A 23373-nucleotide genomic window follows, 5' to 3' on the forward strand; every position below is an offset into this window, starting at 1 on the left:
GGGGCTACAAACTCTCCAGACACCCCGCCAGGTCATCAGCCAGCTTGTTCAACAGCTGCTCATAGCCTTGCGCAGTGGCAGGCGTATAACCGCCCAACCCATCCAGCTCGGCCAGCTTCACCGGCAAGCCCGCGCTCAGGGTGTCGGCCAGTTTCGGACGCAGGGGCGGCTCGCTGAACACGCAGGTCTTGCCGTACTCGGTCAGGCGCGCACGCATCGCAGCGACGTGTTGGGCACCGGGCTGGACTTCATGGCTGACCGCGAACACGCCCGCATGCTGGATGCCATAGGCCTCTTCGAAATAGTCGAAAGCCTCATGAAACACGAAGTATTTCTTGTCAGCGATGCCCGCAACACGCTGTTTGATTTTCGCGTCCAGCGCGTCCATCCGCTCATCGAACGCCTTGACGTTGCTCTCGTAGCGCGCAGCATTGGCCGGATCCGCCTGGCTCAGGTCAGCGGCCATTTTCGCGGCGATGACGCGAGCGTTGACGGTGGACAGCCACAAATGCGCATCGACGCTGCCAGGGCGGTGATCGTGGTCATGCTCGTCGTCATCCCCGTCATCGTGATGCTCGCTGCCGGCAACGAAATGACGCAAATGCATCCCCGGCAGGGTCTGCACGGCCACCGACGCCTTGGTGCGACCACTTAACACGCGAGGCAGGAAGGTTTCCATGTCAGGGCCGATCCAGTACAGCAGGTCGACCTCCTGAACCCGCCGTACGTCGGATGGGCGCAGTGCATAGTTATGCGGCGATGCACCCGGGGGCAGCAGCACTTCAGGCACCGCGACACCATCCTGTACGGCCGCTGCAATCAGCTGCAACGGCTTGATGCTGGTCAGCACCCGAACATCGGCCTGAGCCGTGGAAATTGCGGAAAAACCGGTGATGAACACGACAAAAATTAAAAAAATTCGGGACACGATGACCACTCATGGGGGCAGGAACGGGTAACATAATAACGTCTCTCTCAAAAGTCGTCGCCGCCCATGTCCAAAACTCCACTGGCCAGCCGCCCCCACGATCACTCCCATTGCGTGCACAGTGCACTCGCGCAAGCCGACGCCCTGTGCGCCGGAAAAGGCCTGCGCCTGACAGCGCTGCGCCGTCGCGTGCTGGAGCTGGTCTGGCAGAGCCACAAGCCGCTGGGCGCCTATGACATCCTCGCCGTCTTGAGCGAAGAGGACGGCCGCCGCGCCGCGCCACCCACGGTGTACCGCGCGCTGGACTTCCTGCTTGAACACGGCCTGGTTCACCGCATCGCGTCGTTGAACGCCTTCGCCGGCTGCAATCATCCCACTCACGCCCATCAGGGCCAGTTCCTGATCTGCCGCGAATGCCATGCCGCCATCGAGCTGCAACATGGCGCCATCAGCTCGGCCATTGTCAGCGCGGCCAACGAAGTCGGCTTTGCGGTGGAAACCCAGACCGTCGAAGTGGTCGGGGTATGCGCTGGCTGCAAGGCCGCCTGATGAGCGACGCACTGATTCGCCTGAACGCCGTCAGCGTGACCCGTTCGGGCCAAAGCGTGCTGGACAACATCCAGCTCAGCGTCCGTCCCGGCGAGATCGTCACCCTCATCGGCCCCAATGGCGCGGGCAAGACCACCCTGGTTCGTGCCGTCCTGGGTCTGCTCAAGCCCGATTCGGGCGAGGTGTGGCGCAAGCCGAAGCTGCGTGTGGGCTACATGCCACAGAAACTGCACGTGGACGCCACGCTGCCGCTTTCGGTACTGCGTTTTCTGCGCCTGGTGCCGGGCGTCGATCGGGAAACCGCGCTGGCTGCGCTGGTTGAAGTCGGGGCTGAAAAAGTCATCGACAGCCCGCTGCAAGGCATTTCCGGCGGCGAGATGCAGCGCGTCTTGCTGGCCCGCGCGCTGCTGCGTGAACCCGAACTGCTGGTGCTCGACGAGCCCGTGCAAGGGGTGGACGTCGCCGGGCAAGCCGAGCTGTACGCGCTGATTACCCAACTGCGCGACCGCCATCAGTGCGGCGTGCTGATGGTGTCCCATGACCTGCACCTGGTGATGAGCACCACCGATCAGGTGGTCTGCCTGAACCGTCATGTCTGCTGCTCCGGCCACCCCGAGCAGGTCAGCAACGACCCGGCCTTCGTCGAGCTGTTCGGTCAGAACGCGCCGAGCCTGGCGATCTATCACCACCACCACGATCACGCCCACGATCTGCATGGCGAAGTGTGCCAGCCGGCACCGGCGGCCGATCACGCCCACCCTCACAACCATACTCATGACCACGGGGACAGCTGCAAGCATGGCTGACTTTCTACTCTATGCCTTGCTCGCAGGCCTCGCGCTGGCCGTGGTGGCCGGCCCTCTGGGTTCGTTCGTGGTCTGGCGGCGCATGGCCTATTTCGGCGACACCCTGTCCCACGCGGCGCTGCTGGGCGTTGCCCTGGGCTTTCTGCTGGACATCAGCCCGACCATCGCCGTGACCGTCGGCTGCCTGTTGCTGGCGATCCTGCTGGTGACCCTGCAACAGCGCCAGCCGCTGGCTTCCGACACGCTGCTGGGGATCCTCGCGCCGAGCACGCTGTCGTTGGGCCTTGTGGTACTGAGCTTCATGCGCGATGTGCGCATCGACCTGATGGGTTACCTGTTCGGCGACCTGCTGGCGATCAGCCCGACCGATCTTTCCTGGATTCTGGGTGGCAGCGCCGCGGTGCTGGTATTGATCTGCGCGCTGTGGCGGCCATTGCTGGCGATCACCGTGCATGAAGAACTGGCGACCGTCGAAGGCTTGCCCGTGGCCACGCTGCGCATGACGCTGATGCTGCTGATCGCCGTGGTCATCGCAGTGGCGATGAAAATCGTGGGTGTGTTGCTGATCACGTCCCTGCTGATTATCCCGGCCGCTGCGGCACAACGTCACGCTCGCTCGCCTGAGCAAATGGCGCTAGGGGCGAGCGTCATCGGCATCCTGGCGGTGTGCGGCGGGCTGGCGCTTTCCTGGTTCAAGGACACCCCCGCAGGCCCGTCTATTGTGGTCTCTGCCGCAGCCCTGTTTCTGCTGAGCTTCGTTTTGCCCAAGCGGTAGAACCTTGTGCTGGAACAACAGTCATACTCGGCAATAATTGAATGGCGGCAATATGCAATGACCCACTGCAGGCCGCCGATGTCGATCAGTTATTTTCGGTGCAAGGCACTTTTGTGTAGACTTGCTCGTTTTTTGCGCAAATAGAGAATCGCAGGAATGAAGCCGTTCCCATCCCGTTATCTGCTGCTTGCTGCATTTTCCATCGTATTGACCGCCTGCCAGAGCAAGCCTGTCGAGCCGCCCGCAGCCGTTGCGGCGCCTGATGCCTACCAGCAGCTGGAGCAGAACATCGCCAGCAGTGAACTGGCCACCGCCGAAGACCAGCTCGCCGCGCTGCAAGCCAAGGACCCTGACGATCCTCGCCTGGAGCAACTTCAGCGCGAACTGGCCGAGGCCTACCTGAGCCGCAGCCAGATCGTTCTGCAAAAGGGTGATGTCAACGCTGCCGCCACCGCACTGAGCCGCGCCCGCGCGCTGATGCCCAAGGCACCGGCGCTGACCAGCGGCGTCAACGGCGCCATCGCCCACGCCCGCAAGGCCGAGCTGGACAAGGCCGAAGCCGAGCTGCGCGCCGCCGAGGCCAAGCGCACGGCCAAGATCATCGACCCGACCGTCGAGAGCACCACGATCAGGCTGAAGATCGACGATTCGAAACAGATGCGCCGCCAATTGAACGACATCGCCGCCGATATCACCGCGTTCAACTGCGAAGTGACGGTTCAGGTCCCGCGCACCGACGACTATCCGTGGCTGGCCACCTTGCTGACCAAGCGGGTGAGCAAGATCAATCCGGACTTCGAGCTGCAGATCCAGCGCGAGATTGAGAAGACCGAGCCTGCGCAGATCATCCTGAAGCCTGCGAAGCTTTGATTGTTTTTTGAGCAAAACAAAGGCGTTGCCCTCACAGGCAACGCCTTTTTTATTGCTCAAACATTGGCCCTGTAGGAGTGAGCTTGCTCGCGATTGCGGACACTCAGGCAACACCGCTTTGCCTGATCTGACGCCATCGCGAGCAAGCTCACTCCTACAGGTTTCTCATCGTCCGGCTCGGCGGATTATCACGCCGGAATCGCCTTGGCCTTCGGCTCCCGCGCCCACACCCGGTGCTGCTGGATGGCGTCGAAGAACGCCTTGAACGACTTCTCATCCGACACGGCCAGCAACCCCGCATCCGCCTCAAGACGCAGCAAGTCGATCAAATCCTGCGCATCTCCTGCATAGGCAATCGCCTTCAGGTGCTTATAGGCCTCCAGCACGAAGTGCAGTGCCACGCCATTGCCGCTCAATGCCTTCACCGACGCCCCGCCCGGGATGAACACCGCATCGAAGATGACCGACGGCATCCCTTCCATCGACGCATCCACCGCCAGGGTCTTGCCGCCTGCGGTCTTCACCGGTGCGGAGGTCGGGCCGAGAACCTTGGCGTGGGCCGACTGGGCTTCCAGAGCAGCCTTCATGGTCGCCACGGCCTTATCGTCCACGCCGTCGGCCACGAGAATGGCCACTTTGCGCGAGGCGATGTCGCCGGCCAGCAGATTGACCTGACTGAGCAGCGGCGACGTGTCCACCGTCGGTTTGCCGGTCTTCTGCGGTTTCACGGTCGCACCCTTGGGCGCAGGCAGGCCGAGGTTTTCCGCGACTCGCTTGGCCAGAGTCAGGTCGATGTTGGCCAGGATCTCGTTCACCTGGCGCGCGCGAATGTGTTCACGCTCAACCTTGCCCAGCTCGAAGCTGTAGGCAGCGATGATGTGTTCCTTTTCGTGCTCGCTCATGCTGTTGAAGAACAGCGTGGCCTGGGAGAAGTGATCGCCGAACGACGGGCTGCGCTCGCGTACCTTGTGCGCTTCGATGCGTTCCTGATACGTCTCGAAGCCGCCATCCTGCGGTGCTGCCGGGGTTTCCTTCGGCCAGCCGCCGTCAATGGAGTTGGGCTCGTAGGACGCGCGGCCCTTGTCGATGGTCATGCGGTGCTGGGCATCGCGCTGGCCACTGTGGTTCGGCGCAACCGGGCGGTTGATCGGGATCTCGTGAAAGTTCGGCCCGCCCAGTCGGCTGATCTGCGTATCGGTGTAGGAAAACAGCCGGCCCTGGAGCAGCGGGTCATTGGAGAAGTCGATGCCTGGCACGATATGGCCCGGGCAGAACGCTACCTGCTCGGTCTCGGCGAAATAGTTGTCAGGGTTACGGTTGAGCACCATCTTGCCCAGCGGCGTCACCGGCACCATCTCTTCGGGGATGATCTTGGTGGGGTCCAGCAGGTCGAAATCGAACTTGTGCTCGTCCTCTTCAGCGACGATCTGCACGCCCAGTTCCCACTCAGGGTAATCGCCGGACTCGATGGACTCCCACAGGTCACGACGGTGGTAGTCGGTGTCCTTGCCCGCCAGCTTCTGCGCTTCGTCCCACAGCAGCGAGCAGGTGCCGTACTTGGGCTTCCAGTGGAATTTCACGAACGAGGCCTTGCCCTCGGTATTGATCATGCGGAAGGTGTGAATGCCAAAGCCCTGCATGCTGCGCAGATTTTTCGGGATGGCCCGGTCGGACATGGCCCACAACACCATGTGCGCCGACTCCGGCACCAGCGAGACGAAATCCCAGAAGGTGTCGTGGGCCGAGCCGCCGGTAGGAATCTCGTTGTGAGGCTCGGGCTTCACGGCGTGGACGAAGTCAGGAAACTTGATCGCATCCTGGATGAAGAACACTGGCATGTTGTTGCCCACCAGGTCGTAGTTGCCTTCACCCGTGTAGAACTTCACGGCAAACCCGCGCACGTCGCGTACGGTATCGCCCGATCCGCGCGGCCCCTGCACCGTGGAAAACCGCACGAATACCGGGGTCTTCTTCCCCGGATCGCGCAGGAATTCAGCCTTGCTCAGCGCAGAATGGTTCTCGTAGGTCTGAAAGTAACCGTGAGCAGCCGTGCCGCGAGCGTGAACGATGCGTTCTGGAATACGTTCATGGTCAAAATGCGTGATCTTCTCGCGCATGATGAAGTCTTCAAGCAGCGACGGCCCGCGATTGCCGACCTTCAGCGAGTTCTGGTTATCCGAAACCTTCACCCCGTGGTTGGTGCGCAGGGCCTGACCAGTGGCGTCGGAGCGGAACTGTTCGAGGCTTTGCAGCTTCTCGTTGGTGTTGCCACGGTCCAGTGTGTCGGTACCTGCCAACTCGCTCTTCGGTGTATCGCTAACAGGGGTCGTTTTCTTGGTAGCCATCAGACAGAAACTCCTCGGTTCAGGCGGCTCTCACTCACCCCTGCGTAGGCAAGGGCGGTTCAAGCTCGGTAAGCAGGGATTTCCCTGACAAAGCACAGGGAGAAATCGCGGCGCTTACTTAATGACTGAGGAGAAAAATGGCCGTTCCGTGTTTTTTCCGACCTTTGGTCTAACGTTGCTTGGGCCATCAACACCGGTTGTTATGACCGTTGGGCAGGTCATCTGCCAAATAAATACTAAGAATGCTGGGCCCAAGCCCGGCCTGACAGGCTAAAATGCGCGCCCGGTTTATCCAGCCGAGGCGATAAATGGCCGAAATGGCATCGCCCCAGCAGTTCGCCCGCGCTCAAAGTGCCTTCAAGATTGCGAACTGAATTTCCAACGCGCCCCCACAAGGTTCGCTACGTGATCGAGTTTCATAACGTCCATAAAACCTATCGGGTTGCCGACAGGGAAATTCCCGCGCTGCATCCCACCAGCCTGCAGGTCCAAGCCGGCCAGGTGTTTGGCCTGATTGGCCACTCCGGCGCAGGCAAAAGCACCATGCTGCGTCTGATCAACCGTCTTGAAGCGCCAAGCGGCGGCAAGATCCTGGTCGATGGCGTGGATGTCACCGCCCTTGATGCGGATGGCTTGCGCGGCTTCCGGCGTCAGGTCGGGATGATCTTCCAGCACTTCAACCTGCTGTCGTCCAAGACCGTGGCCGACAACGTCGCCATGCCGCTGACCCTGGCCGGGGACATGTCCCGTGCGCAGATCGATCAGCGTGTGGCCGAGTTGCTGGCGCGGGTCGGGCTGTCCGACCACGCGAAGAAGTACCCGGCGCAGTTGTCCGGCGGCCAGAAACAGCGCGTCGGCATCGCCCGCGCCCTGGCGACCAAGCCCAAGATCCTGCTGTGCGACGAGGCCACCAGTGCCCTGGACCCGCAGACCACGGCGTCGGTGCTGCAGCTGCTGGCGGAGATCAACCGCGAGCTGAAACTGACCATCGTACTGATCACCCACGAGATGGACGTCATTCGTCGCGTCTGCGATCAGGTGGCGGTGATGGATGCCGGGGTGATCGTCGAGCAGGGCGCGGTGGCCGATGTGTTCCTGCACCCCAAGCACCCGACCACCCGCCGTTTCGTCCAGGAAGACGAGCAGGTCGACGAGAACGAGCAGAATTCGGACTTCGCCCACGTGCAGGGCCGCATCGTGCGTCTGACGTTCCAGGGCGAAGCGACCTACGCACCGCTGCTGGGTACCGTCGCCCGGGAAACCGGCGTGGACTACAGCATCCTGGCCGGTCGTATCGACCGCATCAAGGACACTCCCTACGGGCAACTGACGCTGGCCATCACTGGCGGCGACATGGAGGCCGCGTTCGCGCGCTTCACCGCCGCTGACGTTCACATGGAGATCCTGCGCTGATGGAAACCCTGCTCAATCTGTTTTCCAACGTCGACTGGTACGAAATCTGGGTCGCGACCGGCGACACGCTGATCATGCTTGGCGTATCCCTGGCGTTCACCGTGCTGCTGGGCCTGCCCCTGGGCGTGCTGATGTTCCTCACCTCGCCGCGCCAGTTGCTTGAAAACAAGCCGGTCTACGCCACTGTCGGTTTGATCGTAAACATGCTGCGGGCCTTGCCATTCATCATCCTGCTGATCGTGATGATGCCGCTGACCGAAGTCATCACCGGCACTTCGCTGGGTATTCTCGGCACCTTGCCGCCCTTGATCGCTGGCGCCACGCCGTTCTTCGCGCGCCTGGTGGAAACCGCGCTGCGTGAAGTGGATCGCGGCATCATCGAGGCCATTCAGGCGATGGGCGCCACCACCCGGCAGATCATCGTCAAGGCGCTGCTGCCCGAGGCGCGGCCGGGCATCCTGGCGGCGATCACCGTCACGGCCATTGCCCTGGTGTCGTTCACGGCCATGGCCGGTGCGGTCGGTGCGGGCGGGCTGGGTGACCTCGCGATTCGCTACGGCTACCAGCGCTTCCAGAACGATGTGATGTTCGTGACGGTCGTATTGCTGCTGGTGCTGGTGCAGATTCTGCAAACCGTGGGCGACAAGCTGGTCGCGCACTTTTCACACCGTTAATTGAATTGGCCGGTTTCAACTGGCAGATGCGTGTCACTGGGCACGCATTTCAAGGAGTAAGAGATATGAAGAAGCTGTTGGCCGTTTTCGCCGCCGTCACCGCGCTGTCCGCCCACGCCGATGAAACCTTGACCGTCGCGGCGACCGCCGTGCCCCACGCCGAGATCCTGGAGTTCGTCAAACCTGCGCTGGCCAAAGAGGGCGTGACCCTGAACGTGAAGGTCTTCAACGACTATGTGCAGCCGAACGTGCAGGTCGACCAGAAGCGCATGGACGCCAACTTCTTCCAGCACCAGCCGTACCTGGACGAGTTCAACAAGGGCAAGGGCACTCACCTGGTGAGCGTGGCCAAGGTTCACGTCGAACCGTTCGGCGCGTATTCGGACAAGATCAAGAACCTGGCCGACCTGCCCGACGGCGCCACCGTTGCCCTGCCCAATGACGCGACCAACGAAGGCCGTGCGTTCCTGCTGCTGGTCAAGGCCGGTCTGATCACCCTGAAGGATCCGACCAGCATCACCGCCAAGCCAAGCGATGTGCAGCAGAACCCTAAAGCGCTGAAATTCCGTGAGCTGGAAGCCGCGACCCTGCCGCGAGTGTTGACCCAGGTCGATCTGGCGCTGATCAACACCAACTACGCGCTGACCGCCAAGCTCGATCCGACCAAGGATGCGCTGATCATCGAAGGTCAGGAATCGCCGTACGCCAACATCCTGGTAACCCGCGAAGACAACAAGGACGCGCCGGCCATCCAGAAGCTGGTCGCAGCCTTGCACAGCCCCGAAACCCGCGAGTTCATCCAGACCAAATACAAAGGCGCCGTGGTTCCGGCGTTCTGATCCAGAGCTTTAAAGCCCACCCGTAGCAGTACGGCTTGCCGGCGGTAGCGATCTCAAGGACGCCCCCGCCGGCAAGCCGTGCTGCTACGGTTACGGGTAGGTCGCAAAACAAGTGATCGCCTCAAGCCTCGTAGCAGCCGGGCTTGCCCGCGGGAGCGATCTCAAGGCCGCCCCCATCCGCAAGCCGACCATTACCCTTATTTCCTCTCAACCAACCCCGGCAACTGCGCCACCAGCTTCTGGTTGTTCAGCGGCGCGCGGATGAAGCCGCGTTGGGTGCCGTCCGGGCCCAGCAGGGCGAGGTTGCCGCTGTGGTCCACCGTGTAGTTCGGCTTGCTGGTATCGGCCGGAATGAAAGGAATACTCACCGCGTTGGCCAGTTTCTGAATGCTGTCCACCGGCGCCGTCAGCCCCACGAACTGCTTGTCGAAGTAACCCAGGTAGGTTTTCAACTGCGCAGGCGTGTCCCGGTTGGGGTCAACGCTGACCAGCACGATGCGCAACTTGTCCACCGCCTCCTTGGGCAGCTCGCTCTTGATCTGGCGCAGTTGGGCCAGGGTGGTCGGGCAGATGTCCGGGCAGAAGGTGTAGCCGAAAAACAGCAGCGTCCACTTGTCTTTCAGGCTGTCCAGCGCCACCGGCTGGCCGTCCTGGTCGGTCATCTTCAGGTCCGGCACATTGCGCGCCTGGGGCAGCAGGATCACACCGGCGTCGATCAGCGCGGTCTGGTCGCCCTGGCCTTTGCCCGAGAGCACACGGTTGACGGTCAGGCCCAGCACCAGCGCCACGATGGCCACGAGAATGAAGACGGTCTTTTGGGTTCGGGTCATAAATTCAACAGTAAGTAGTGATCTACGAGCAGCGCGATGAACAGCCACAGCAAGTACCAGATCGAGTACTTGAAGGTGTTGATCGCAGCGTGCGGCTGGCTGCCACGGTACAACACCAGAGCCCAATGCAGAAAGCGAATCCCCAGCGCACTGGCGCAGATCAGGTACAGCAAGCCGCTCATCTTGATCACGTAGGGCATCAGGCTCACGGCGAGCATCACGCAGGTGTAGAGCACGATGTGCAACTTGGTGTAACGCTCGCCGTGGGTCACCGGCAACATCGGGATATCGGCCCGGGCATATTCCTCTTTGCGGTGGATGGCCAGCGCCCAGAAGTGCGGCGGGGTCCAGGCGAAGATGATGAGGGTCAGCAACAATGGCTCGGCGCTCAGATGCCCGGTGACCGCCACCCAGCCCAGCATCGGCGGCGCGGCACCGGCCAGGCCGCCGATGACGATGTTCTGCGGCGTCGCGCGCTTGAGAAAGCCGGTGTAGATCACCGCGTAGCCGAGCAACGAGGCCAGCGTCAGCCAGGCGGCGAGGGCATTGGTGAAGGTCAGCAGCAGCGCCTGCCCGCCAATGGCCAGCAGCGCGGCGAAGGTGAGGGCGGCCACGGGCGACACCCGGCCTTCGGCGATGGGCCGCTTGTGGGTGCGGGCCATCAAGGCGTCGATGCGCCGGTCCACCACATGATTGACCACCGCAGCGCCGCCGGCGCACAGGGTGATGCCCAGATTGCCGAACAACAGCACCGCCCACGGCACGCCCGCGCGGGTGGCGAGGAACATGCCCACCAGCGAGGTGATGAGCATCAGCACCAGGACCTTGGGCTTGGTCAGCTCCAGGTAATCGCGCCACAGCGCCTGGCGATGCCGAACGCCGGTGGTGGTTGTCATGAAATTCCTCCGTCTAACGAACTGTAGGAGCGCGCTTGCCCACGACCGCGGTGTGTCAGACCCATCTTTTGCGATTGACACACCGCCGTCGTCCGAATGCGGCCCAGACCAAGCGCGCTCCTACAGGGTTCGGTTACCGATGCGGGCCCAGATGCAGTAGCACATGAGCGTGTTGCCAGATGCTCGGCGCGTGTCTTCTGGCCACCACAAACACCGGCCGGACCCGGTAGTTGATGAGCGTCATGGTCAGCATCAACGCCGCGCCGCCTGCGTTGTGAGCCACCGCCACGTCCAGCGGCAAGTGAAACAGCACATTGCTGATGCCCAATGACACCTGCACCCCCAGCGCCAGCACCAACAACCCCGCCAGCCCCTTGAGCCCTGCGCGGTTAAGCTGCCAAGCCAGCGCCAGCAACGAAATCGTCACCAGCAAGGCGCCGATGCGATGGGTCAGATGAATCGCCGTGCGCGCCTCGCTGTCGAGTTTGCCGCCCAGATAATTGGGGCCGATGTGCTGGGTCAGGTGAAAGCCGTTGGCAAAATCGGCGTCCGGCCACCATTGGCCCTGGCAGGTCGGCAGGTCAATACAAGCCATAGCCGCGTAGTTGGAACTGACCCAGCCCCCCAACGCAATCTGCAAGGCGACCAAGCCGAGCCCGACCGCTGCCAGGCGCCGCAAACGCGGTTCGATCTGCGGCATCGGTGCAAACTTGCCGCTCAAACGCACAGTCAGCAGGAACAACAGGCTCAACGTCGTGATGCCGCCCAACAGATGCGCCGTGACCACCTGGGGCCAGAGCTTGAGCGTCACCGTCCACATGCCGAACGCCGCTTGCGCGAACACCACGCCCACCAGCGCCAGAGGCAATCCCACCGGCTGGCCGGCAATGTGCCGCCGATGCCAGGCCTGCACGCCGAGCATCATGATGGCCAGCGCCAGCCCGCCGGCAAAATAGCGGTGCACCATCTCGTTGCGACCCTTGTGCTCTATGACAGGCGCGTCCGGGTAGTGCAGTTCGGCGTGGGCCAGTTGCGCCTCGGTCTTGGGCACGCTGATGAAGCCATAGCAGCCGGGCCAGTCCGGGCAGCCTAGGCCCGCGTGGGTCAATCGGGTGTAGGCGCCCAGCAAAACCACCACCAGGGCGAGCAGGATTGCAAACAGTGCGAGACGAAATCCGGGCCTGGTCATCATGACCCCCTTAGCCGATGTTCGACAGTTTCAGCAGTTGGCGCAGGTCGTTGAGCAGATCCTTGCCATTGACCTCGGCGCCGTAGCGCAGCACGAGATTGCCGTGGGGATCGACGATCCACAGCTGCGGCAGGTCGACTCCGGGCGCGGTGCGCTGGTAACGCTTGATGTCCAATGGGTAGCGCTGCAACTGTGGGTACTCGCGGGCCAGCTTGGCGTCATAGGCCGGATCCAGCGGCTCGGTGGTGGTCAGTGCGTGGCTGGCACGCGTGGCATCGCGGCCCAGACCGATCTGAATCTGCCGCGCCAGGTACACCAGTTGCTGGCAATCGGCTTCGCAGGGCCCGGGCGCGGTCACCAGCAACTGCCACCGCGTCTCGTCGGACTGTACGCCAAGCTCGGTGCGGGTTTCGCCGGTGGCGATCAGGTCCCCGTGATAGTTACGGCTGTCCGGCACCCAGAATTTGAACTTGTACATACTGGTGGCCAGAATCATCGGGCCGATTGCCACCAACAACACCGCAATCAGTTGCAGGCGCCCGCGACGCCGGCTTTTCGCTGGCCGGCGCTCAGACGTGCTGGCTGGACTCATCGCTGTTCCCATGGGCGTTCTCCTTGTTTTTATTGTTCTTTGCGGGGCGGCGCGGGCTGAAACCCAGGAACAGGTAGAGCCCGACCAGCGCGGTGGACATCGCGAACCACTGCACCGCATACCCCAGATGTTTCTCGGGCCCCATGGCGACCACCGGCCAGTCGGTGCGGTAGGCGGCGGGACCGGCTTCCAGGCGCAGTTCGTGGGCGAAACCTTCACGGTTCATCTCAGGCCACACCTTGGCCGGATCGATGGCCGTGAGCAGTTTCGGCCAGCTCGCGCCTTGCGCATCGGGATGCAACTGGAAGGTCGCCCCCGGCGACACATACACCCAGGCATCCAGATTCATCGCCTCGGCAGGTGTTTCGAAAGCCGGCGGTGTGCGCCGGTCGGGCCACGGCAGCCAGCCACGATTGACCATCAGCCACAACCCGCTGGACTGGTCATGAAACGGCTGGATCAGCTCGACCCCGGCCTTGCCGTCGCGCACGCTGTTGTCCAGCAACAGGCTGTGCTGGGAATCGAAGCTGCCGCGCAGTTGCACCCGGCGGTATGCGGGGTCGGCGGTGGTTGGCAACAATTCGGCGGACATCGGCGGCGCGGCACGGCGTTCGGCGTAGGTATCGAGCAGGAGGCGCTTTTCCTCACCGCGCCCCAGTTGCCAGAAGCCAAGGGAAACCAGCACCGGCAGCACGACGAGCACCACCAGCGTGGGCGCAATGCCAGGCCGGAAGCGTCGCATCACGCGGCCCTCACTCGCATGCCCGCCACACCTATACTGGTTTGCATAACCTTCGCTCCCGGAGTGACCCGATGCTCAAAGTGGCCATAGTCGTGATGCTCATCGCCACCATCGTCAGCCTTTTCAGCGGGCTGTTCTTCCTGGTCAAGGACGACGCTTCATCGACCCGCCTGCTCAAGGCCCTGACCGTCCGTGTGCTCTGCGCCGCCATTACCCTGACGTTGATTGCCTATGGCTATTTCAGCGGGCAGCTGGTCTACCACACCCCTTGGTAATTCCCCCATCCCTGTAGGAGTGAGCTTGCTCGCGATCGCGGTGTATCAGGTTGCACATTCATAGCCGACATACCGCCATCGCGAGCAAGCTCACTCCTACAGGTCAGTGGTGGGTCACAAAACCCAGGGGTGGTCATAGGACGTACACAAATACGAACAACCCCACCCAAACCACATCCACGAAGTGCCAATACCAGCTCGCCGCCTCGAATCCGAACTGCTGCTCGGCGTTGAAATGCCCGCGCATGATCCGCATCAGCATCACGAGCAGAATGATGGTGCCGATGGTCACGTGGGCGCCGTGAAAGCCGGTGAGCATGAAGAAAGTCGCGCCATAGATGCCTGAACCCAGGGTCAGGCCCAGCTCGGTGTAGGCCTCGTGGTATTCGAACGCCTGCAGCGTCAGGAACGCGAGGCCCAGCAGGATGGTCAGCGCCAGCCACAGTTTCAGCGCCCCGCGATGGCCCTTCTTCAGCGCGTGGTGGGCGATGGTCACCGTGACGCTGGAACTGACCAGCAAGGCGGTGTTGATCAGCGGCAGATGCCACGGATCGATGACCTCCTTGGGCGGAGGAAAGAGTTTCGGGTCAGGCGTATGCAGCAGCGGCCAGACATTCTCGAAGCTCGGCCAGAGCATGTGGGCGATGCCCTTGGGACCGTCACCGGCCAGCGCTGGCAAGGTGATGTGGCGCACGTAGAACAATGCCCCGAAGAACGCCACGAAAAACATCACTTCCGAGAAGATGAACCAGCTCATGCCCCAGCGAAACGAGCGATCCATCTGCGCGCTGTACAAGCCCGCCCGGCCTTCCTTGATGACCGTGCCGAACCAGCCGAACATCATGTACGCGACCATCAGCGCGCCGACGCAGAAGATCAGGGCGCCGTGGGTGTCGCGGCCGGCCTTCAGGCCAATCAGCCAGGTGCCCAGGCCGTACATGGTGACGAACATGCCCAGCGTGGCGATGATCGGCCATTTGCTCTGTGCCGGAACGTAATAATGCTCATGGGATGCCATCTTCAGAATCTCCTCAGGCCCTGGGCCTAACCGCCATTGGCCGCCACGGGGCGGACCACGGGCGGCATGCGAGCGGTGATATCGAACAGCGTGTAAGCGAGCGTCAGGTGTTTCACATTCTTGGGCAGGTCGCGGTCGACGATGAAGCGCACCGGCATTTCGATGCGCTCGCCCGGTTGCAGCATTTGCTGGGTGAAGCAGAAGCATTCGGTCTTGTGGAAATACATCGCAGCGGTGCTCGGCGAAATGCTCGGGATCGCCTGGGCGGTCATCGCCTTGCTGGTCGGGTTCTGCGCCACGAACAGCATCTCGCTCACTGCACCCGGGTGCACCACGATTTCCTGAGCCTCGGGATAGAAGCCCCATGTCATGTCGGCATTGTTGGTGGCCAGAAACTGCACCCGCACCTGACGGCTGTCGTCCACCTGCTGGGTCTGGGAGTACTGGCCTCCCGTCTTGCCGTTGATGCCCAGCGCCTTGCACATCACGTCATAGATCGGCACCAGCGCAAAACCGAAGGCGAACATCAGCACCACCAGGATCAGCAGGCGGGTGACCAGTCGCCGGGCTGTGCGCTCGGTAGTGGCCATCTCAATGGTCTCTGTCACTGATGTCCGGCGGCGTCACGAAGGTGTGATACGGCGCAGGCGAGGGCACGGTCCACTCAAGGCCATCGGCCCCATCCCAGGGCTTGGCGGGCGCAGGCGGGCCGCCACGGATGGTCTTGATGACGATGAACAGGAAGAAGATCTGCGTGGCGCCAAAGGTGAACGCACCGATGGACGAGACCATGTTGAAGTCGGCGAATTGCAGGTTGTAGTCAGGCACGCGACGCGGCATGCCTGCCAGCCCCACGAAGTGCATCGGGAAGAAGGCCATGTTCATGCCGATGAAGGACAGCCAGAAATGCAGCTTGCCCAGGGTTTCGTCGTACATGTGGCCGGTCCATTTCGGCAGCCAGTAGTAGGCCGACGCGAAGATGCCAAAGATCGCACCCGGCACCAGCACGTAGTGGAAATGCGCGACCACGAAGTAGGTGTCCTGGTACTGGAAGTCCGCCGGGGCAATCGCCAGCATCAAGCCGGAGAAGCCGCCGATGGTGAACAGGATCACGAACGCCACGGCAAACAGCATCGGCGTCTCGAAGGTCAGTTCGCCCTGCCACATGGTGCTGACCCAGTTGAACACCTTCACCCCGGTCGGCACGGCGATCAGCATCGTGGCGTACATGAAGAACAGCTCGCCCACCAGCGGGATGCCGACCACGAACATGTGGTGCGCCCAGACGATGAACGACAGGAACGCGATGCTCGCCGTGGCGTAGACCATCGAGGTGTAGCCGAACAGCGGCTTGCGCGAAAACGCCGGGATGATCGAACTGACCGCGCCGAAAGCCGGCAGGATCATGATGTACACCTCGGGATGGCCGAAGAACCAGAACACATGCTGGAACAGCACCGGATCACCGCCACCCGCCGCGCTGAAGAAACTGGTGTGGAAATGGATATCCATCAGCATCATGGTCACGCAACCTGCCAGCACTGGCATTACCGCAATCAGCAGGAAGGCGGTAATCAGCCAGGTCCAGACGAACAGCGGCATTTTCATCAACGTCATGCCGGGGGCGCGCAGGTTGAGAATGGTGGCGATGACGTTGATCGCACCCATGATCGAGCTGATGCCCATCAAGTGTATGGCGAAGATGAAATAGGTGACGCTTTCCGGCGCGTAGGTGGTGGACAGCGGCGCGTAGAAGGTCCAGCCGAAGTTCGGCCCGCCGCCGGGGGTGAACAGCGTCGAAACCAGCAGCAGGAACGCGGCGGGCAACAGCCAGAAGCTGAAGTTGTTCATCCTCGGCAAGGCCATGTCCGGCGCGCCGATCATCAGCGGGATCATCCAGTTGGCCAGGCCGACGAACGCCGGCATCACCGCACCGAACACCATCACCAGCCCGTGCATGGTGGTCATCTGGTTGAAGAACGCCGGCTCCACGATCTGCAGGCCTGGCTGAAACAGCTCGGCACGGATCACCATGGCGAACGAGCCGCCGAGCAGGAACATGCAGAAGCTGAACCACAGGTACAGCGTGCCGATGTCCTTGTGGTTGGTAGTCAGCACCCAGCGCATCAGGCCCTTGGCGGGGCCATGGGCATGGCCTTCGTGGCCATGGTCGTCAATCACTGCACTCATGTCCTGTCTCCTGCGAAACACTGACGGATCGGCATTGCTGTTGTCGCCGCTTTGTAGGAGCGCGCTTGCCCGCGACGGCGTCGTGTCAGGCGGTAAATCCGCTTCAGACACGCCCCGGTCGCGGGCAAGCGCGCTCCTACAGCGATCTCTGCGAGGCTATTCATTTCGCAGCCGCCTGTTTAAGCGCCAGCACGTCTTTTGGCGTGACCATGTCGCCTTTGTTGTTGCCCCACGCATTGCGTTCGTACGTCACGACCGCGGCGATATCGACTTCCGACAACTGCTTGCCGAACGCCGCCATCGCGGTGCCGGGGCGGCCGTTGAACACGGTCGCCAGGTGCTCTTCTTTCGGCCCGAGTACGGTTTTCGAGCCCTTGAGCGCGGGGAACATCGGCGGCAGGCCCTGGCCTTCAGCCTGGTGACAGGCCGCGCAGGTGGTGTGATAGACCTTGTCACCCTGGGCCACCAGTTCCTCAAGCGTCCAGTCCTTGCTGGTCAACTCTTTTAGCTTGGCGGCTTCTTGCTTGCGCCCGGCGAGCCAGGTGTCGTAGTCGGCCTGGGTCTTGGCTTCGACCACAATCGGCATGAAGCCGTGATCCTTGCCGCACAGCTCGGCGCACTGGCCGCGGTAGATGCCGGGCTTCTCGATGCGGGTCCAGGCCTCATTGACGAAGCCGGGAATGGCATCGCGCTTGACCGCGAACGCGGGCACCCACCAGGAATGGATGACGTCAGCGGAAGTCACCAGAAAGCGGATCTTCACCCCGACTGGCACCACCAGCGGCTGATCCACCTCAAGCAGGTAGTGCTCGCCCTTGGCTTCCTTGTTGTGGATCTGGTCCTGGGGAGTGGCCAGATTGCTGAAGAACTCGACGTCCTGGCCCAGGTACTTGTAGTTCCACTTCCACTGGTAACCGGTGACCTGGATATCCAGGCCCGATTCCGTGTTGTCGTACATTTGAATGAGGGTCTTGGTGGCGGGGATCGCCATGACCACCAGAATCACCAGCGGCACGACGGTCCAGAGGATCTCTACCGTAGTGCTTTCATGGAATTTGGCGGCAACCTGCCCGGTTGACCGTCTGTGAACGATCATCGACCAGAACATCGCGCCGAACACGATGATCCCGATCACCACACAGATCCAGAAGATGGTCATGTGCAGGTCGAAGACTTCGTGACTTACCTCGGTCGCTCCAGGTGCCATATTCGTCGTCCAGGCGGCGTGCACCGGACTGAATATCGACCACAACAGGAGGCCCATCCAGACGTGTGGATGTCGCATCATTGCGCTTTCCCCTCTTGTTCTTCTTATAGCCAGCAGTCACTTGCGGGCGAGGGAGCGGTCGATTAAGTCGCTAAGGGGACCGGGGCCTGGCCTGCACTTCCAGTTCAGACATCATCAGCATCTACTCACAGACCCGAGTATAGACACGCCGCCATCACGCGCACGCAGTGGAGAATCTGCAAATCCGAGCTATACGCACGCGCATTTACTGAGAAAAAACGACGAAATCGGGGAGAAAGTGGCCTTTTAATAGCCAATGCACATAACCATGAAACTGTTATGACAATTACGTCTTAGCGACGTTGCCAAGCAAGCTAACGTATGACTTCCCTATAATGACAGCCTGGTTTTTCGCCCCATGGAGCATTCATGAACACCGCCGCATTGCGCGAGCAGATCACCCAAGCACAAGAACACGAGACAAGGACCGGCGGGCTGCTCCGCCAACTCGAGTTACAACTTCCCCATCTGCACCCTGCCATCCATCTGCCCGATGTCGATGCCAGAGGGGTGTTGACGCGTTTCGTCATCGCCTACATCGAACAAGTCCCGGACCTGCTGGACGCCGCCCACGAAGTGGCGCGCCAGGCCGGGATCGAAAGCCAGATCAAGCCGGTGCTGAAAATCGCCGAGCAGTTTTTCAGCGCGCCACCGGCCATCATGGAAGGCCATGAGGGTCTGGACGGGCTGCTGGACGAGGCCTACCTGGCCCATCGTCTGGTGGAAGAAGTGAACGATTTGTACATCACCCACCTGCGCCAGCCACTGATCCCGGTCAATACCACCGTGGCCAGCGTCATCGCCCACCAATTGATCGGCGAAGAATTCGCCAACCAGCTCGATGAAGTGGTGCACCACGCCATCGACCAGTTGCTCAACGAGGACAGCTTCTCGCTGGAGTCGGTCGAGGCCTACCGCGAAAAGCTCGCCAGCCCCGACACGGAAGCGGCGTGGAAACGCTGGCCAAGCCTGTCACGCCAGTTGGGTGTGGGGCTTGAGATGGAATGCGCGAAGGATTGATGATCCTTCCTGCCCCTTTCTGAATGTGAAACCCGTAGCAGCACGGCTTGCCGGCGGGGGCGTCGTGTCAGGCAATGCAGAGTTGACTGACAAACCGCTCCCGCCGGCAAGCCGTGCTGCTACGGACTTAATGCATCGCAGCGCCACCAATCGACGTACGCATCCGCCCTTCGACCCTGCGCTTGAGCAACCGCTGCTCCAGCAACAGGCGCGAGCCTTGCGCCGCATTGGCGCGGCCCCAGTCTTCCAGCAACTCCAGGCAGGAATGGTCGATGTAGCTCAGGTTACCCAACGGCACGTGCAGCGTGGTGCCTGGCGGTACTGCGCCCAGCGCCTGGGTCAGTGCCGGCACCTTGAGAAAAGTCGCAGCCCCCGTGAGGCGCAACTCCATCTCGCCCTCGGTTTCGAGATCCACCAGATTGATCTTCAACCGCGATGCGTTCAGCGCCAGTTGCACCAGTGTCAGGCCGAAGCCGATCAACACGCCGGTCAACAGGTCGGTGAAGATGATCGTGCCCGCAGTCGCCGCGTAGATGAACATCGGCATGCGGCCGTAACGGCCCAGGCCACGCAGCGCCTTGAAGTCCACCAGCTTCACACCGGTGTACACCAGTACACCCGCCAGGCTCGCCACCGGAATGCTTTGCAGCACGCTGGACAGCAACAGCACGAACGCCAGCAACCAGAAGCCATGGAAAATCGACGACAGGCGCGTCTTCGCCCCGGCCTGCACGTTGGCCGAGCTGCGCACTATCACGCCGGTCATCGGCAGCGCGCCCACCAGGCCGCAGAGCATGTTGCCGACGCCCTGGGCGCTGAGTTCCTTGTCGAAGTCAGAACGCTGGCCGCTGTGCATGCGGTCAACAGCGGCAGCGGAGAGCAGGGTTTCGGCGCTGGCAATGAACGCCACCGCGATGGCCGCGATCAGGATTGAAGGGTCCGCCAGGTTCAACAGATCCGCCGGGCGCAGCCAGTCAATGGCTTCGCTGAGGTTGGCGGGCACCTCGACGCGGTTGACGTCCAGGCTCATCAGCAGGCTGACAACCGTGGCGATGCCCACACCCAGCAGCGCACCCGGCACAAACCGCAGCGCCTGTGGCCGGCGCTTTTCCCACAGCCACATCACCGCAATCGTACCCAGGCCCAGAAGCCCCGCCTGCATGGCGCTGCCCGGGCCCATGGCGCCAAACAGCGTCTGCGGAAAGGCGATCAGGTTATCCAGCCCCGATGGCTTGGGCCCGCTGTCGAACATCACATGGGCCTGGGACAAGACGATCAGCACGCCAATCCCGGCCAGCATGCCGTAGACCACCGCAGGCGCGGTGACCCGAAACCAGCAGCCGAGCTTGAGGCGACCGGCGAGCAACTGCAGCACACCGGCCAGCAACAGAATCGGGCCGAGCATCGCCATGCCGTGCTCGCGCACCAGTTCGAATACCAGTACGGCAAGGCCTGCCGCAGGGCCGCTGACCTGCAACGGAGACCCCGCAAGCCAGCCGACCACGATGCCACCGATGATGCCGGTTACCAGGCCCTTGGCGGGCGGCATGCCCGAGGCAATGGCGATACCCATGCACAGCGGCAGCGCCACCAGAAAAACCACCACCGAAGCCAGCAGCTCCCGTGGCAATAAAGCTTTCAGATCCGTAGTTGCCATGGGGCTCTCCGCATAATCTTCAGACGTGACAATGCCCCGCAGCACGCACGATGCGCGGCCGCCAAGAGCTTGAATGAGGTTGGAACCGGGTAGCAGTCCGGCTTGCCGGCGGGGCGGATCAGAGGGCGCCGACGCCGGCATGCCGGACTGCTACGGTCGGTGATTGCCTTTCACCGACGCAGGCTCACAAGACGCGAGCCTGCGTGCAACGGGCGATCAGTAACGCGAGCGAGGCGTCGCTGTCGGGATGGCGTGATCACCATCAAGAGGCAGGAAGGCCCCCTGCTTGGAGTCGTAGGCGCGGATTTCGCTGGTCTCGATGTTGTAGACCCAGCCGTGGATGAACAACTGACCGCTGGCCAGTTTCGACGCCACCGATGGGTGGGTGCGCAAATGCTGAAGCTGGGCGATGACGTTCTCTTCGGTGAGTACGTGCATGGTTTCATGCTCGCCAGTGCAGTTGCAGTTGTCCTGGACCACGGTCTTGGCGACCTCGGCATGACGCAGCCAGGCCTTGACCGTCGGCATCTTTTCCAGGGAGTCAGGGTTGAGCACCGCACGCATCGCGCCGCAGTCGGAGTGGCCGCAGACGATGATGTGCTGCACGCCCAGGGCCATGACCGCGTATTCGATGGCTGTCGAAACGCCGCCGTTCATGGGGCCGTACGGCGGAACCACGTTGCCGACGTTACGGGTGACGAACAGGTCGCCCGGCGAGCTCTGGGTAATCAGTTCAGGGACGATGCGCGAGTCGGCGCAGGTAATGAACATGGCCCGTGGGTGCTGGGCAGTGGCCAGCTTCTTGAACAGTTCTTCCTGCTGCGGGAAGACGTCATGGCGAAAATGTTTGAAGCCATCGACGATGTGTTGCAGCGCCGCGTCGGCGGATTCGGCATGGCTCGCAGCACCTGTCGTGGCGGCCTGAGGTGTTTTATCCCTGTTGCTCATGTCTCATCCTCTCTAAAAACGGATTGAAGTGGATTTTCCGGTAATTCCCGTGGGCTACCCACCTTTTCAGGCATGACGGACAATTTCATCGATATGCGACCCGCTGGTCACTTGTGAAACACCCTACCGGCCAAAACTTAATTGAAACTGAATGCACCGCTCTAACTCGCGGGTCTGGCTTAAGAAAATCTTAATCCCCGCATGTTTCCACCCCTCGTAGCAGCACGGCTTGCCGGCGGGAGCGGTGGTTCAGTTAATGATACGTTGGCTGACACACCGCCCCGCCGGCAAGCCGTGCTGCTACGGGGGCAATTGCTGACAGTTAAGACGCCACACGAGTCACAACAGTGACATCTGACCACCCGGTGGGCAGAACGCCTCACAATCGAGCCTGAAACTGTCGCGCCGGTTCAGCTCCAGCTTGCGCATTGCAATACTGTAGCGCTGTGCGAGCAGCTCGGCGAACACCCCTTCGCCGCGCATCCGTGAACCGAAGCGGCTGTCGTACACCTGCCCGCCACGGCTCTGGCGCACCAGGCTCATCACGTGCTCGGCCCGTTGCGGGTAGTGCGCCTGCAGCCACTCCTCGAACAGCGGCGCGACTTCCAGCGGCAGGCGCAGCATCACGTAGCTGGCACTCAGCGCGCCGGCGGCCTTGGCCTCGCTCATCATTCGCTCAAGCTCCATGTCGTTGATCATGGGGATGATCGGCGCCAGCAACACGCCGACCGGCACGCCCGCATCGCGCAGCACCCGGATCGCCCGCAGCCTGGCCTTGGGCGCCACAGCGCGGGGCTCAAGGATGCGTTTGAGTTCGTCGTCCAGTGACGTCAGGCTGATGAACACCGACACCAGCCGCAGCTTTGCAAGCTCGGCCAGCAGGTCCAGGTCCCGCAGAATCAACGACCCCTTGGTGATGATCGTCACCGGATGCCGATAGCGCAGCAGCACTTCGAGGATGGCCCGTGTGAGTTTGTGTTCGCGCTCGATGGGCTGATACGGGTCGGTGTTGGCACCCAGGGTAATGGGCGCCACGCTGTAACCCGGCTTGGACAATTGCTGCTCAAGCAAAGCGGCCGCGTTGGTCTTGGCGATCAGCCTGGTCTCGAAATCCAGCCCCGGCGACATGTCCCAATAGGCGTGGCTGGGCCGGGCATAGCAATAGATGCAGCCATGCTCGCACCCCCGGTAGGGGTTGATGGAGCGATCGAACGGGATGTCCGGCGAGGAATTGCGCGCAATGATGCTCTTGGCCGTTTCCAGGGTAACGGTGGTGCCTTGGGTCAGCGGCACTTCCTGATACCAGCCATCGTCCTCGACCACCGAGCGATTGGGCGCGAAACGGTTGTGGGGATTGGTCGCGGTGCCGCGGCCGCGCGGGGGCAGGGAAATGGACATGCGCGCCTCTGGATAACTGTTCATATATACAGTATCGCGAAACGCCCCGTCTCTCCACGGGCAGCCGACAAAAATCCCCAAGGCACCGATCAATGGCAATCAACACGGCTTTGACATTTACCCGACATCGT

The 23373-nt window shown here is 62.0% G+C and carries 23 protein-coding genes; 9 read left to right on the forward strand and 14 right to left on the reverse strand.

The genetic code is table 11. The features are described from left to right. Window positions 1–4: 4 nt before the first annotated feature. Window positions 5–928, reverse strand: a complete 924-nt coding sequence (gene znuA, locus NPS29_RS08610) for a zinc ABC transporter substrate-binding protein ZnuA (protein ID WP_274132001.1) — start codon at window positions 926–928, stop codon at window positions 5–7. 66 nt (window positions 929–994) lie between these two features. On the opposite strand from znuA, the gene NPS29_RS08615 reads away from it, so the two are divergent. The 4 genes from NPS29_RS08615 to NPS29_RS08630 all read left to right on the forward strand — a co-directional run bounded on the left by NPS29_RS08615 (window position 995) and on the right by NPS29_RS08630 (window position 3928). Beyond that, window positions 995–1477, forward strand: a complete 483-nt coding sequence (locus NPS29_RS08615; protein WP_274132002.1) for a Fur family transcriptional regulator — start codon at window positions 995–997, stop codon at window positions 1475–1477. Then, on the forward strand, window positions 1477–2283 hold the full coding sequence (gene znuC / locus NPS29_RS08620; protein ID WP_274132166.1) for a zinc ABC transporter ATP-binding protein ZnuC: 807 nt from the start codon (window positions 1477–1479) through the stop codon (window positions 2281–2283). The genes NPS29_RS08615 and znuC overlap by 1 nt, the downstream gene beginning before the upstream one ends. Further along, entirely contained in the window at window positions 2276–3058 is a 783-nt protein-coding gene (gene znuB / locus NPS29_RS08625) for a zinc ABC transporter permease subunit ZnuB (RefSeq protein WP_274132004.1), read from the forward strand. The genes znuC and znuB overlap by 8 nt, the downstream gene beginning before the upstream one ends. Window positions 3059–3214: 156 nt before the next feature. Beyond that, window positions 3215–3928: a PA5502 family lipoprotein gene (locus NPS29_RS08630; RefSeq protein WP_274132006.1), complete on the forward strand. Its 714-nt coding sequence runs from the start codon at window positions 3215–3217 to the stop codon at window positions 3926–3928. A gap of 188 nt (window positions 3929–4116) precedes the next feature. Here the strand turns inward: NPS29_RS08630 and katE are convergent, their stop codons facing one another. After that, window positions 4117–6273 (reverse strand): catalase HPII, encoded by a 2157-nt coding sequence (gene katE, locus NPS29_RS08635; protein WP_274132008.1) that lies wholly within the window; start codon window positions 6271–6273, stop codon window positions 4117–4119. Window positions 6274–6678: 405 nt separating this feature from the next. On the opposite strand from katE, the gene NPS29_RS08640 reads away from it, so the two are divergent. The 3 genes from NPS29_RS08640 to NPS29_RS08650 all read left to right on the forward strand — a co-directional run bounded on the left by NPS29_RS08640 (window position 6679) and on the right by NPS29_RS08650 (window position 9199). Further along, entirely contained in the window at window positions 6679–7686 is a 1008-nt protein-coding gene (locus NPS29_RS08640) for a methionine ABC transporter ATP-binding protein (RefSeq protein ID WP_274132010.1), read from the forward strand. Further along, complete coding sequence (locus NPS29_RS08645; RefSeq protein ID WP_274132012.1) at window positions 7686–8360, forward strand: methionine ABC transporter permease; 675 nt, start codon at window positions 7686–7688, stop codon at window positions 8358–8360. The genes NPS29_RS08640 and NPS29_RS08645 overlap by 1 nt, the downstream gene beginning before the upstream one ends. 65 nt (window positions 8361–8425) lie before the next feature. Then, entirely contained in the window at window positions 8426–9199 is a 774-nt protein-coding gene (locus tag NPS29_RS08650; protein WP_274132014.1) for a MetQ/NlpA family ABC transporter substrate-binding protein, read from the forward strand. A gap of 197 nt (window positions 9200–9396) precedes the next feature. On the opposite strand, the gene NPS29_RS08655 is transcribed toward NPS29_RS08650, so the two are convergent. The 5 genes from NPS29_RS08655 to NPS29_RS08675 all read right to left on the reverse strand — a co-directional run bounded on the left by NPS29_RS08655 (window position 9397) and on the right by NPS29_RS08675 (window position 13448). Continuing rightward, complete coding sequence (locus NPS29_RS08655; RefSeq protein ID WP_274132015.1) at window positions 9397–10029, reverse strand: SCO family protein; 633 nt, start codon at window positions 10027–10029, stop codon at window positions 9397–9399. Further along, complete coding sequence (cyoE, locus tag NPS29_RS08660) at window positions 10026–10925, reverse strand: heme o synthase (protein WP_274132016.1); 900 nt, start codon at window positions 10923–10925, stop codon at window positions 10026–10028. The genes NPS29_RS08655 and cyoE overlap by 4 nt, the downstream gene beginning before the upstream one ends. Window positions 10926–11058: 133 nt before the next feature. Beyond that, entirely contained in the window at window positions 11059–12114 is a 1056-nt protein-coding gene (locus NPS29_RS08665; RefSeq protein ID WP_274132017.1) for a COX15/CtaA family protein, read from the reverse strand. A 10-nt stretch (window positions 12115–12124) separates the two neighbouring features. Continuing rightward, entirely contained in the window at window positions 12125–12718 is a 594-nt protein-coding gene (locus NPS29_RS08670) for a hypothetical protein (protein ID WP_274132018.1), read from the reverse strand. Beyond that, a complete protein-coding gene (locus NPS29_RS08675; protein ID WP_274132167.1) occupies window positions 12684–13448 on the reverse strand; it encodes an SURF1 family protein in 765 nt (254 codons plus the stop codon). The genes NPS29_RS08670 and NPS29_RS08675 overlap by 35 nt, the downstream gene beginning before the upstream one ends. Before the next feature lie 71 nt (window positions 13449–13519). Here NPS29_RS08675 and NPS29_RS08680 point away from each other — a divergent pair, with 71 nt between their 5' ends. Beyond that, complete coding sequence (locus NPS29_RS08680) at window positions 13520–13723, forward strand: twin transmembrane helix small protein (protein WP_274132020.1); 204 nt, start codon at window positions 13520–13522, stop codon at window positions 13721–13723. Between the two features lie 133 nt (window positions 13724–13856). Here NPS29_RS08680 and NPS29_RS08685 read toward each other — a convergent pair whose 3' ends face one another. The 4 genes from NPS29_RS08685 to coxB all read right to left on the reverse strand — a co-directional run bounded on the left by NPS29_RS08685 (window position 13857) and on the right by coxB (window position 18219). Then, on the reverse strand, window positions 13857–14741 hold the full coding sequence (locus tag NPS29_RS08685; RefSeq protein WP_274132022.1) for a cytochrome c oxidase subunit 3: 885 nt from the start codon (window positions 14739–14741) through the stop codon (window positions 13857–13859). A 26-nt stretch (window positions 14742–14767) separates the two neighbouring features. Then, the gene (locus NPS29_RS08690; RefSeq protein ID WP_274132023.1) at window positions 14768–15331 is read right to left on the reverse strand and encodes a cytochrome c oxidase assembly protein; all 564 of its coding nucleotides are present in this window, start codon (window positions 15329–15331) and stop codon (window positions 14768–14770) included. A gap of 1 nt (window position 15332) precedes the next feature. Next, window positions 15333–16931 (reverse strand): cytochrome c oxidase subunit I, encoded by a 1599-nt coding sequence (gene ctaD / locus NPS29_RS08695; protein ID WP_274132024.1) that lies wholly within the window; start codon window positions 16929–16931, stop codon window positions 15333–15335. A 160-nt stretch (window positions 16932–17091) separates the two neighbouring features. Beyond that, window positions 17092–18219 (reverse strand): cytochrome c oxidase subunit II, encoded by a 1128-nt coding sequence (coxB, locus tag NPS29_RS08700; protein ID WP_274132026.1) that lies wholly within the window; start codon window positions 18217–18219, stop codon window positions 17092–17094. Window positions 18220–18588: 369 nt separating this feature from the next. Between coxB and NPS29_RS08705 the strand changes: the two genes are divergently transcribed. Continuing rightward, entirely contained in the window at window positions 18589–19239 is a 651-nt protein-coding gene (locus tag NPS29_RS08705; RefSeq protein ID WP_274132028.1) for a hypothetical protein, read from the forward strand. Between the two features lie 127 nt (window positions 19240–19366). Here NPS29_RS08705 and NPS29_RS08710 read toward each other — a convergent pair whose 3' ends face one another. The 3 genes from NPS29_RS08710 to NPS29_RS08720 form a co-directional block, all read right to left on the reverse strand. After that, window positions 19367–20896 (reverse strand): SulP family inorganic anion transporter, encoded by a 1530-nt coding sequence (locus tag NPS29_RS08710; protein ID WP_274132029.1) that lies wholly within the window; start codon window positions 20894–20896, stop codon window positions 19367–19369. A 216-nt stretch (window positions 20897–21112) separates the two neighbouring features. Next, on the reverse strand, window positions 21113–21844 hold the full coding sequence (locus NPS29_RS08715) for a carbonic anhydrase (RefSeq protein WP_274132031.1): 732 nt from the start codon (window positions 21842–21844) through the stop codon (window positions 21113–21115). A 339-nt stretch (window positions 21845–22183) separates the two neighbouring features. Beyond that, on the reverse strand, window positions 22184–23242 hold the full coding sequence (locus NPS29_RS08720) for a PA0069 family radical SAM protein (RefSeq protein ID WP_274132033.1): 1059 nt from the start codon (window positions 23240–23242) through the stop codon (window positions 22184–22186). Between the last annotated feature and the right edge of the window lie 131 nt (window positions 23243–23373).

Origin of the sequence: Pseudomonas putida (assembly GCF_028682175.1) — a bacterium.
Lineage (GTDB): Bacteria > Pseudomonadota > Gammaproteobacteria > Pseudomonadales > Pseudomonadaceae > Aquipseudomonas > Aquipseudomonas putida_AD.

Bases quoted from the DNA above. Each gene is read 5' to 3' on its own strand.
- NPS29_RS08710 (WP_274132029.1), bottom strand. From the start codon at position 20,896: ATGGCAACTACGGATCTGAAAGCTTTATTGCCACGGGAGCTGCTGGCT.
- znuB (WP_274132004.1), top strand. From the start codon at position 2,276: ATGGCTGACTTTCTACTCTATGCCTTGCTCGCAGGCCTCGCGCTGGCC.
- NPS29_RS08630 (WP_274132006.1), top strand. From the start codon at position 3,215: ATGAAGCCGTTCCCATCCCGTTATCTGCTGCTTGCTGCATTTTCCATC.
- NPS29_RS08670 (WP_274132018.1), bottom strand. From the start codon at position 12,718: ATGGGAACAGCGATGAGTCCAGCCAGCACGTCTGAGCGCCGGCCAGCG.
- NPS29_RS08705 (WP_274132028.1), top strand. From the start codon at position 18,589: ATGAACACCGCCGCATTGCGCGAGCAGATCACCCAAGCACAAGAACAC.
- NPS29_RS08655 (WP_274132015.1), bottom strand. From the start codon at position 10,029: ATGACCCGAACCCAAAAGACCGTCTTCATTCTCGTGGCCATCGTGGCG.
- znuC (WP_274132166.1), top strand. From the start codon at position 1,477: ATGAGCGACGCACTGATTCGCCTGAACGCCGTCAGCGTGACCCGTTCG.
- NPS29_RS08685 (WP_274132022.1), bottom strand. From the start codon at position 14,741: ATGGCATCCCATGAGCATTATTACGTTCCGGCACAGAGCAAATGGCCG.
- NPS29_RS08665 (WP_274132017.1), bottom strand. From the start codon at position 12,114: ATGACCAGGCCCGGATTTCGTCTCGCACTGTTTGCAATCCTGCTCGCC.
- NPS29_RS08715 (WP_274132031.1), bottom strand. From the start codon at position 21,844: ATGAGCAACAGGGATAAAACACCTCAGGCCGCCACGACAGGTGCTGCG.
- coxB (WP_274132026.1), bottom strand. From the start codon at position 18,219: ATGATGCGACATCCACACGTCTGGATGGGCCTCCTGTTGTGGTCGATA.
- NPS29_RS08720 (WP_274132033.1), bottom strand. From the start codon at position 23,242: ATGTCCATTTCCCTGCCCCCGCGCGGCCGCGGCACCGCGACCAATCCC.
- NPS29_RS08645 (WP_274132012.1), top strand. From the start codon at position 7,686: ATGGAAACCCTGCTCAATCTGTTTTCCAACGTCGACTGGTACGAAATC.
- NPS29_RS08680 (WP_274132020.1), top strand. From the start codon at position 13,520: ATGCTCAAAGTGGCCATAGTCGTGATGCTCATCGCCACCATCGTCAGC.
- NPS29_RS08615 (WP_274132002.1), top strand. From the start codon at position 995: ATGTCCAAAACTCCACTGGCCAGCCGCCCCCACGATCACTCCCATTGC.
- ctaD (WP_274132024.1), bottom strand. From the start codon at position 16,931: ATGAGTGCAGTGATTGACGACCATGGCCACGAAGGCCATGCCCATGGC.
- katE (WP_274132008.1), bottom strand. From the start codon at position 6,273: ATGGCTACCAAGAAAACGACCCCTGTTAGCGATACACCGAAGAGCGAG.
- NPS29_RS08675 (WP_274132167.1), bottom strand. From the start codon at position 13,448: ATGCGACGCTTCCGGCCTGGCATTGCGCCCACGCTGGTGGTGCTCGTC.
- NPS29_RS08690 (WP_274132023.1), bottom strand. From the start codon at position 15,331: ATGGCCACTACCGAGCGCACAGCCCGGCGACTGGTCACCCGCCTGCTG.
- NPS29_RS08650 (WP_274132014.1), top strand. From the start codon at position 8,426: ATGAAGAAGCTGTTGGCCGTTTTCGCCGCCGTCACCGCGCTGTCCGCC.
- cyoE (WP_274132016.1), bottom strand. From the start codon at position 10,925: ATGACAACCACCACCGGCGTTCGGCATCGCCAGGCGCTGTGGCGCGAT.